The following is a 9,027-nucleotide window of genomic DNA, read 5'->3' on the forward strand; positions in this document are numbered from 1 at the left end:
CCAAAAAGCTCTGCTTTTTGAAGACCCCGAGGCACTCTCGCTGTATCTCTGTAGAGTAGAGTGGAGTAGGACGATGTCGGCGACCGAACGGGCGAGACTATTTAACACACCGTTTCGAACTCTTCTGTATGTCTCCCTCCGCGGCGGTCTTCTCTGTCCCGGAAGTCTCCACGGGAACCTTCGTCGTCTTCGGTCTGATAGGGGTCGCACTCTTTCTCTTCCTAACCGAGTGGATTCCGAACGACATGACGGCTGTCGGCGTCTTAGTCTCACTCGCCGTCCTGGAGCCCGTCACAGGTGTGAGCGCGGGCGACGCAGTCTCGGGCTTCGGAAGCACGGCGACTGTGACTCTGATGGCTATGTACATACTCAGCGAGGGCGTCCAGAGAACCCGAGCCGTGAATCTCCTGGGTTCTTACATAGAGAGGACGACCGAGGGAAGCCAGACACGTCTCTTAGGCGCGACAGTCGGAGCCACGGGTCTCTCAGCCGGCATAGTCAACAACACTCCGATAGTCGCCGTCTTCATACCCATGGTGCAGGGCATAGCGAGGAAGACAGGTACATCGCCCTCGAAGCTCCTCCTTCCTCTTTCGTACGCCGCCATGCTCGGCGGAACACTCACAGTACTCGGGAGTACTACCAACATACTCGTCAGCGACCTCACGCGTAGTCTTCTCGAACGCGGTCCCATACGTGTATTCGAGTTCACGAAGCTGGGTGTCGTCGTCTTCGGCGTCGGTGCTGTCTACCTCATGACGGTCGGGAGGTATCTCACACCTGACAGGATCGATCCCTCAGCGACACTCACCGAGGCGTTTGGTCTCGGAGGCAGCCTAAGGATCTTTGAGGTCACCGAGGAGTCTTCGCTGGTCGGAAAGACTGTCGACGAGGTCGAGACCGAGATAGTCGCCGAGGTAGACCTCCTCCAGATACGTAGGGACGCCGAGACCTACGTCGCAGCGACGACCGACCAGAGGATAGACTCGGGAGACGTCCTCGTCGTGAGAGCGAGACGTGAGGCTGCGAGAAGCTTCGCCCACAGATTCGGTCTGAGAAGGCTCTGGAAGATAGACGTCACAGCCGAGAGCCTCCACAAGCCCGAGGGAAGGAGCCGTCTCGTCGAGGCGGTCGTGGTCGAGGGATCGCGTCTCGCGGGAAAGACAGTCGAGGAGACGGGGCTTGAGGAACAGTTCGACACCAAGGTCTTAGCCGTGAGACGTGGCGACGAGGTCGTTCAGAGGGTCAACGAACTCAGACTCAGAAACGGTGACAGTCTTCTCCTACAGACCACAGAGGGCTCCGTCGAGTTCCTCAGGGACAGCCGTGACATAGTCGTGACACAGCTTCCCGATGTCGACGAGATAGTACACGATACCGACGCCGAGTCTGACGAGAGCCGAGGACTCACGTCTAAGACACCTGTCGCACTCGGCGTTATGGCAGGCGTGGTGGGGATCGCCGCCCTGGGTCTGGTTCCGGTAGTCATAGCCGCTCTCGGCGGCGTCGTCGTGATGGTCGCCTCGGGCTGTATAGACACGAACCAGGCGTACGACGCCGTAAGCTGGAGGATAATCTTCCTCCTCGCCGGAATACTCCCTCTCGGCGTAGCGATGCAACGTACGGGAGGCGACCAGCTTATAGCGTCTCTCATAGCAGTCACAGCCGAGGTTCTGCCTCCCATAGGCGTCCTCGGGCTTGTCTACGTCATCACGAGCCTCATAGCGAGTCTCATAACACCCGTCGCGAGCACGGTTCTCATGGCTCCAATAGCCGTCGAGGCGGCGTCACGCGTCGGCTCCGAGGGATTCCCCTTTCTCCTGGGCGTAATGTTCGGTGCGAACGCCGCCTTCATGACTCCGATAGGCTACCAGACTAACCTCATGGTCTACAGCCCCGGTTCGTACAGGTTCACCGACTACCTCCGTCTCGGTGTCCCCCTCCAGGCTCTTCTCGCAGTCGTCACGACGGTCGGAATAGACTTCTTCTGGGGCGTCTGAGGATAACTTGAGGTAAATACACCGAGAAAACCGCAAGAAGGGGGCGTTGTGTCAGAACAGATACCAAAAGAGTTTTAAGTTATCACTCTTTAGTCGCCAACCGGTGATAGAGATGGACAGAAGAATCCTCGACGAACTCGACAGTATGATAGATGAAATGAGGGACAGATACTCGAAGATATCCGAGGAGCCGGCTGACGAGGGCGCGCCTCTCGAAGCCGGCTCGACGAACAAGATGAAGATAGACCTAGCCGACAGGGACGACGAGTACGTACTTACGGCGGATCTCCCGGGCTTCGACAAGGACGACATCAGTGTGCGTCTCGATGACGGCGTCCTGACGGTCAGTGCCGAACACGAGGAGTCCGCCGAGGAGGAAGAAGACGACTACATCACGCGTGAGAGGAGACGCAGGTCTGTGAGACGTTCGGTCAGACTTCCCGCTCTCGTAGAGGAGGACGAAGTCTCCGCGAAGTTCAACAACGGCGTCCTTACAGTCGAGGTTCCGAAGGTCGAGACGGAGTCGGAGAAGGGTAAGACGATAGAGATAGAGTAGCAGGCTTCGACGACAGTCGCAGTCGCCGGAGAAGAGTTAAGACTAACCCGCCTCTAACCCGTTGTATGTCACAGAACAGCGACGACGAGGACTCATCTAGCCCCTACCGTGAGACTGCGAAGTACTTCGGAGGACTCGTTCTTCTCTTCCTCGGAGTCCTCGTGAGTATCACGGTAGTGGGGATAGTGATAGGCATACCCATGATGATCGCGGGCTACGCCATATACAAGTCGTCGTCTCTCGCTGAGGAGTCGGGCGAATCTAGGATAGACTACCGAGAATGACTGATAGAGCCCGACAGTAATATTAGATACTACTCTCTATACCCTGTACTCGATGGATACTTCGTTCCTCGATCACTCCGAGAGACGCCTGAGCCGACGTAGTCTTCTTAGTCTTCTGAGGACAGCTGTCGTGTCAGCCGCTCTCGGGGTCGGATCGGTCGGGTCGTCGGGGCTCTCCTCCGCACAGACTTCGGGATCGGAGACCGAGACGCCCGGCTGGAAAGAGTTCTGTAAGGACTCGGGTAACACCTCGTACACGGAGGCTCCCGCTCCCGACTCAGACGTCTCGGAGAGCTGGAGCTTCGGAGCCATAGGGAGCCTCAAGTCGTCTCCGTCCGTCGTCGGAGACACAGTCTACGTAGGCATCGACGACTCCAACTTCTACGCGCTCCGGACAGACGACGGCGTCGAGAGATGGAACTACACCACGAGAGGTAACAGCTTTACGACTCCCTCGGTCTCCGACGGCAGACTCTACTTCGGAAGCAACAGCCGACTCCACGCAGTCGACGCCGAAAACGGCGACTTCGTCTGGGAGTACTACGTAGGCGTCGACGGAATCACCCCGCCGACTACTCTCGGAAACACCGTATACTTCGGTGGTGAGAACGGTATTCTGTATGCCGTCTACACCGAGACGGGAAAGAACAGATGGAGCTTCAGCGTCGAGGGGAAGGTCGCGGGCTCGCCGGCTGCGACTGACACACACGTCTACGTCGGCGACTCGGAGGGGAACGTCTACGGTCTCGACTCGGGATCGGGAGAGCCTGTCTGGAGTTACTACACGGGCTTCGGAGTCACGTCGTCGCCTACGGTCGACGCCTCGAATCTATATGTCGCCAACACAGGGGGTGAGATATACGCCTTCTCGGAAGACGGAGATAGACTCTGGAGCTTCGGAACCGACTCGGAGTACATACATTCCCTCGCAGTCTCGGGTCGAGACGTATACGGCGTCGCGAGAGACGGAAAGATCTACGCTGTCGAAGCCCCCGACTCGGAGGACGAAGACACAGACCCCGAGTCACGGTGGGTATTCGACCTCGACGAAGAACTGCGCTCGCCTCCCGCACTCACCGACGACTACCTCTTAGTCGCGGGTGTCGAGAGTATCTACGCATTCGACAGACTCAAAGGCGAGATCACCTGGAGCTACGGTGACGACCTCGGCGCGACTTCGACCCCGGTAGTCACTGATGGCTCCGTCTTCGTAGGTGACACCGACGGAAACCTAAGACGTCTCACAGGTGATGTCGTATTCGAGATAAGAGCCGGATCAGTCGACGTCTCTCCCACACAGCCCGAGACCTCGGAGGAGGTACGGTTCGAAGCCGAGGACATAGAAGCCACACATGCGATAGCCAAGTACAGATGGGAGTTCGGCGACGGCGAGACGGCGACGGGCGAGACAGTCAGCCACACCTACTCGTCTCCCGGAAGCTACACAGTCGTACTCAAGGCTGTTGACTCGGGAGGAAGAACCGCCTCGGTCAATAGAAGCCTGAACGTCGTTCCGAGCCTCACAGCCGACTTCAGCTTCAGACCCGAAGACCCCGAGGTAGGTGACGAGGTCGTCTTCGAGGCTGACGACACGGCTTGGAACGACACGGAGACCGACACGGATTACTCGTGGTCTGTCTCGGATAACTCGACAGCTCAAGGCTCGACCTTCCGACGTGTCTTCGACGAGCCCGGAAACTACACTGTACGTCTCACCGTAAATGCCTCGGGGGTCAACGACACAGCCGTCAGGTCGGTAAACGTAAACATAACACAGCCCGACGGCGGAGTCTCGGATACCCGAGACGCGTCGAAGACCACGAACCGAACCGACTCCCCGAACACCTCCGAAACGGGAGACTCGGTTCCCATCTTGGGAGAGTTACCCTTCGAGACCGACTCGGTTCCGTGGAGGATACTCGGAGGCGGCGCGGGTCTCTTAGCCGCCGGGGCTGGAGGGATAGCCCTAAAGAGAGTAATCGACAGAAGAAGGAACGACGATGAGACTGAGACAGACGACGCAGCCCTCCTAGACGAGTACGAGGACACGGGCGACGAGGCTGACGGGGATCACCAGACTGACACCTTCGCCGACTTCGAGGGCATGGGTCACGACTACTCCGACTTCGAGAAGGTCAGAAACGTCTACTCGTACGAGGGCGGCGATCTCGATGAGGTCAGAGTCCAAGACGGTACTGAGGAAGATTTCCTTCTCAAGACATTCAACGTCTCTGCGTACGACACCCACGGAGACGCCTTCACGGATCTCGTCTCGGAGGCTGTGGCAAGATGGGCGTCGGTCGACAGACATCCGAACGTAGTCGAGGTATTCGACTTCGGCGAGGAGCCGTCGCCGTGGATAGCACTCGAAGACATGAGGGTTGGCGACCTGAGGGGACAGACTCCCCTCGTCGTAGAAGACGCCTCCCGGACGGTACTCATGGCGGCGAGGGGCGTAGAGCACGCCCATGACAAAGGAGTCGTACACGGACGTCTGTCGCCGCGGTCGGTTCTTCTCAGTTTCCGAGGCGACTCACCCGAGATAAAGGTCTCAGACTGGGATCTCTCCGTCTTTCGAGTCGAGTCCAACCTCAACGTCTTCGACCGTGCCTACCTCGCTCCCGAACAGACTGATGACACCGTCGACACCGATGAGAGGGTCGACGTCTACGGACTCGGCGCGGTCGGATACGAGATATTCACGGGGGAGCCTCCGTCCTCGGTCTCGGACGGCGACAGTGAGGGCGACGGCTTCGGCTCGGAGATCCAGGCTCCGTCTTCCGTCAATCCCTACGTGCCGGACGGGATAGACGAGGTACTTCTGAAGGCTCTCTCGCACGACCCCGACGACAGACACGTGTCCGTCTCGGAGTTCATACGTGAGTTAGAGGAGGCTGAAGTATAGACGACCGATATATTAGGACAAAGAACGTACCTTACTCCGATGGAGTGGACCGAGAAGTACAGACCCGAGTCGTTGAGCGAAGTCAGGGGGAACAACAAGTCGGTGAAGGAGCTAAAGGACTGGGCGGAGACGTGGGACGACCACCGTAAGCCCGCTATACTCCACGGCGAGCCGGGTGTCGGAAAGACGAGTTCGGCTCACGCTCTCGCCAACGACAAGGGATGGGAGGTCACCGAACTAAACGCGAGCAACCAGAGAACCTCAAGCGTGGTAGAACGCGTCGCGGGAGAGGCGTCCAAGTCGAGGAGCCTCACGGCTTCGCGGAATCAAAACGGGAGACGCCTCATAATTCTCGACGAGGCGGACAACCTACACGGAAACGCCGACAGAGGCGGGTCGCGCGCTGTCACTGACATAGTCAAGTCGTCGAGACAGCCCGTCGTCCTGATAGCCAACGACCTCTACGAGATGAGCCGGAGTCTCCGGAACTACTGTGAGAAGGTCGAGTTCCGAGACGTATCGTCGCGGTCTATAGTGCCCGTCCTGCGTGACATCTGTAAGAAAGAGGGTATAGAGTACGACAAAGCGGCTCTCAAGAAGATAGCAAACGCCAACTCGGGTGATCTCCGAGGAGCCATAAACGACCTTCAGGCTGTCGCGGAGGGACGTGACTTCTTAAACGAGGAAGACGTCTCGGCAGGGTCGAGGGACACCACGGAGGACATATTCGAGTTCCTCGACACAGTCTTTCAGGGAGACGACCTCCGTAAGGCGATGAGACAGGCAAGGGACGTCGACGAGAGTCCCGACGACCTCGTACACTGGATAGACGAGAACCTGCCTAAGGCGTACGAGGGCGACGAGATTGCCGAGGGATACCGAAACCTCGCGCGCGCCGACGTCTACCTCGGACGGACAGTTGCGACACAGAACTACTCTCTCTGGAAGTACGCTAACGACCTCATGGTGGGAGGCGTCAACACCTCGAAGAAAGGTTCGAAAGGCGGATGGACACGTTACTCGCCTCCCTCGACCTTCTCGCGTCTCGGGAGGACACGTAAGAAACGTGAGACACGTGACTCACTCGCGCGTAAGATCGGTGAGTCGTCGACTGTCAGCATCTCGTCGGGACGTGGCTTCGTGCCATACCTGAGACTTCTCTTCGAGGACATCTCGACAGCGGCGGAGATGGCGTCCGAACTAGATCTTTCGGAGGACGAAATCGAGTTCGTCGTAGGCTCCGAGAAGAAGGCGGAGGAGATAGCCGAGAGAGCCGAGGAGCCTGATGTCGTAGAGGAAAACGTCGAGAATCAGACCGACGAAGACGGAGTCGGAGCCGGAGAGGAAAACGAGGATGAGGACGAGACTTCCCAGAGCACACTCTCGAACTTCTGATTTCTGCTACTGACACAGAGTCAGTCTGAGATGAAAACCTGCCAGACTATGACTCCTATCGCCTCGACACCCAAGCCCAGAATAAGACTCGCGAACTGTACTTTTGCGAGGAGAAGGAGATTAGACACTGCACCTATTGCGGGAAGCCAGGGAACTAGAGGTACTTCAAAGCCTCTTTCTACGTCAGGCTGTTTTCGACGTGAGTAGATGAGAGCAATATTCACGCCGATAAGCCCAGCCAGTAACATGAAGTCAGCAAAGTGAGCAAGTGCCTCTATACCGAGGAAGTACGCCTCCAAGCCAGGAAATACGTGGGAGATCGAAAGTAATGTCTGAGACCGGAATACTACTCCGAACAGTAGGAAGAAGACGAGACCCAGACCTCCTTTGATTAGAACCGCACGGAAAGGGGTTCCGAAACGCGGATGTCGTGAGCCGATCGTCTCTGGAAGATGTTCACGGCGTGCCATCGCCTGTTTTACACGTGATCCGGCGAGAACTGTCGCATTTGCTGCAGAGATCATTGAGAGAAGGGCACCTGAGACGATGGTGTAAAATCCTATGCGTCCGAGGAAGTACCAAGCAGCCTGACCCATTACGAGCTCACCTCGTTCTGTCAGGAACGAGCGCACGTGCGATCTCGACTCTAAGCCCGTATTCTGAATGAGGAACTCAATAAAGTCCGCCTTGTTCACAGCGAGTACGACAGTGAGTATTACGAAGATATACAGAACTGTCACGAATCCGATGCTGATGAATATTGCCCGGGGAACGTTCCTCTCCGAATTACGTATCTCACCCGCGTTAGTCGCAATCGCCTCGAATCCGAAGAAAGTGATAAACACGAGAGCTGCAGTAGTCACGGTTTCACCGAGTTCGTCGACGTGTTCCGTGAACGAGGAGACTATGATCTCCGTCTGCCATGCCTGTATACCTCCGTATATAAAGACGAGTATGAGGAGAACCTTCCCAGAGGTAACGACTATCTGGAAGACACCGGTCTCTTTTGCGCCGAGAATGTTGATCCCGATTAAGAGAGTCAAAATGGCTACTCCCCATACCCACCCTGGAATCCATGCAGGCACTCCGAATATGGGATAGAGAAAACGCTCAGTCCAGTGAGAGAAACTCAGCATGTAGAACGCGGCACTCGCGGGATATCCGAAGATCATCGCCCATCCGACGAAGTAGGTCCAGCCACCTTTGAGAGTGTGGTAGACATAGATATATGCGCCGCCGTTCTCGGGATAGACAGTCGAGAACTCGGCGTATGCGAGTGCTGTGATTAATGCGACTACTGCTGCGAGTATAAACGAAACTATCGCGATAATCCCAACATTAGCGACCGCGATACCTGAGAGTACGAAGATACCACTGCTATCATCGTTCCGACGCCTATAGCTACCGCGGCTAGTATGCCTATCTCTCCATCCTGATCTGTATGTTGAGTACTCATTGGGTCTATATTTTAGCTCACTCTTGGAACAGCATACGCATGTCTTCCATCTGTCCCGTCTCGACAGCTATTAGGTATCTGTTGTCGGGTTTGAACTCGGTGCTCTCCGAGACGAGTTCTCTGTTCGTAAGATCCGCAATAATACGTGTTCCTTCGGGAAAGCTGACTTCTTTGACTGTGTTGTTAACTATAGAGGCACCTTCGGTCACGGCTATATCTAAAATCTCAAAACCGCCGTCCGTCCCCGAGAATGTCTGGACATTTCCTCCCACAAGTGTATCGACAGCACGGTTTGCTACACACTGCTGTGTGAGAATTAGACTGTCAACGTGATCGGAGTACTCCTCCTGTTCTCTGGCGTTGGTGCGTGCGAGAGTGATACTGTCGGCCGAATATTCTTTAGGCTAGAGCGTGATTGGGAGGTATGGCCA

7 protein-coding genes are annotated in these 9,027 nt (G+C 56.5%); 5 read left to right on the top strand and 2 right to left on the bottom strand.

The window, feature by feature from the left end; translation table 11 throughout:
• Positions 1–128: 128 nt before the first annotated feature.
• From SV253_09790 to SV253_09810, 5 genes are all read left to right on the top strand, one after another.
• Positions 129–2,000: an SLC13 family permease gene (locus SV253_09790; protein ID MDY6776341.1), complete on the top strand. Its 1,872-nt coding sequence runs from the start codon at positions 129–131 to the stop codon at positions 1,998–2,000.
• Positions 2,001–2,112: 112 nt separating this feature from the next.
• Positions 2,113–2,556: an Hsp20/alpha crystallin family protein gene (locus tag SV253_09795; protein ID MDY6776342.1), complete on the top strand. Its 444-nt coding sequence runs from the start codon at positions 2,113–2,115 to the stop codon at positions 2,554–2,556.
• Positions 2,557–2,621: 65 nt separating this feature from the next.
• Positions 2,622–2,840, top strand: a complete 219-nt coding sequence (locus SV253_09800) for a DUF5362 family protein (protein MDY6776343.1) — start codon at positions 2,622–2,624, stop codon at positions 2,838–2,840.
• A gap of 52 nt (positions 2,841–2,892) precedes the next feature.
• Positions 2,893–5,745, top strand: a complete 2,853-nt coding sequence (locus SV253_09805; protein ID MDY6776344.1) for a PQQ-binding-like beta-propeller repeat protein — start codon at positions 2,893–2,895, stop codon at positions 5,743–5,745.
• A 39-nt stretch (positions 5,746–5,784) separates the two neighbouring features.
• A complete protein-coding gene (locus tag SV253_09810) occupies positions 5,785–7,140 on the top strand; it encodes a replication factor C large subunit (GenBank protein ID MDY6776345.1) in 1,356 nt (451 codons plus the stop codon).
• A 20-nt stretch (positions 7,141–7,160) separates the two neighbouring features.
• On the opposite strand, the gene SV253_09815 is transcribed toward SV253_09810, so the two are convergent.
• Together SV253_09815 and SV253_09820 are read right to left on the bottom strand one after the other, a co-directional pair.
• Complete coding sequence (locus tag SV253_09815; protein MDY6776346.1) at positions 7,161–8,663, bottom strand: APC family permease; 1,503 nt, start codon at positions 8,661–8,663, stop codon at positions 7,161–7,163.
• Positions 8,614–8,868, bottom strand: a complete 255-nt coding sequence (locus SV253_09820) for a hypothetical protein (protein MDY6776347.1) — start codon at positions 8,866–8,868, stop codon at positions 8,614–8,616. Before SV253_09820 ends, SV253_09815 begins: the two co-directional genes overlap by 50 nt.
• Positions 8,869–9,027 lie beyond the last annotated feature (159 nt).

The organism is Candidatus Afararchaeum irisae (assembly GCA_034190545.1).
In the GTDB taxonomy this organism is placed as follows: domain Archaea; phylum Halobacteriota; class Halobacteria; order Halobacteriales; family Afararchaeaceae; genus Afararchaeum; species Afararchaeum irisae.

Bases quoted from the DNA above. Each gene is read 5' to 3' on its own strand.
- SV253_09790 (MDY6776341.1), top strand. From the start codon at position 129: ATGTCTCCCTCCGCGGCGGTCTTCTCTGTCCCGGAAGTCTCCACGGGA.
- SV253_09795 (MDY6776342.1), top strand. From the start codon at position 2,113: ATGGACAGAAGAATCCTCGACGAACTCGACAGTATGATAGATGAAATG.
- SV253_09800 (MDY6776343.1), top strand. From the start codon at position 2,622: ATGTCACAGAACAGCGACGACGAGGACTCATCTAGCCCCTACCGTGAG.
- SV253_09805 (MDY6776344.1), top strand. From the start codon at position 2,893: ATGGATACTTCGTTCCTCGATCACTCCGAGAGACGCCTGAGCCGACGT.
- SV253_09810 (MDY6776345.1), top strand. From the start codon at position 5,785: ATGGAGTGGACCGAGAAGTACAGACCCGAGTCGTTGAGCGAAGTCAGG.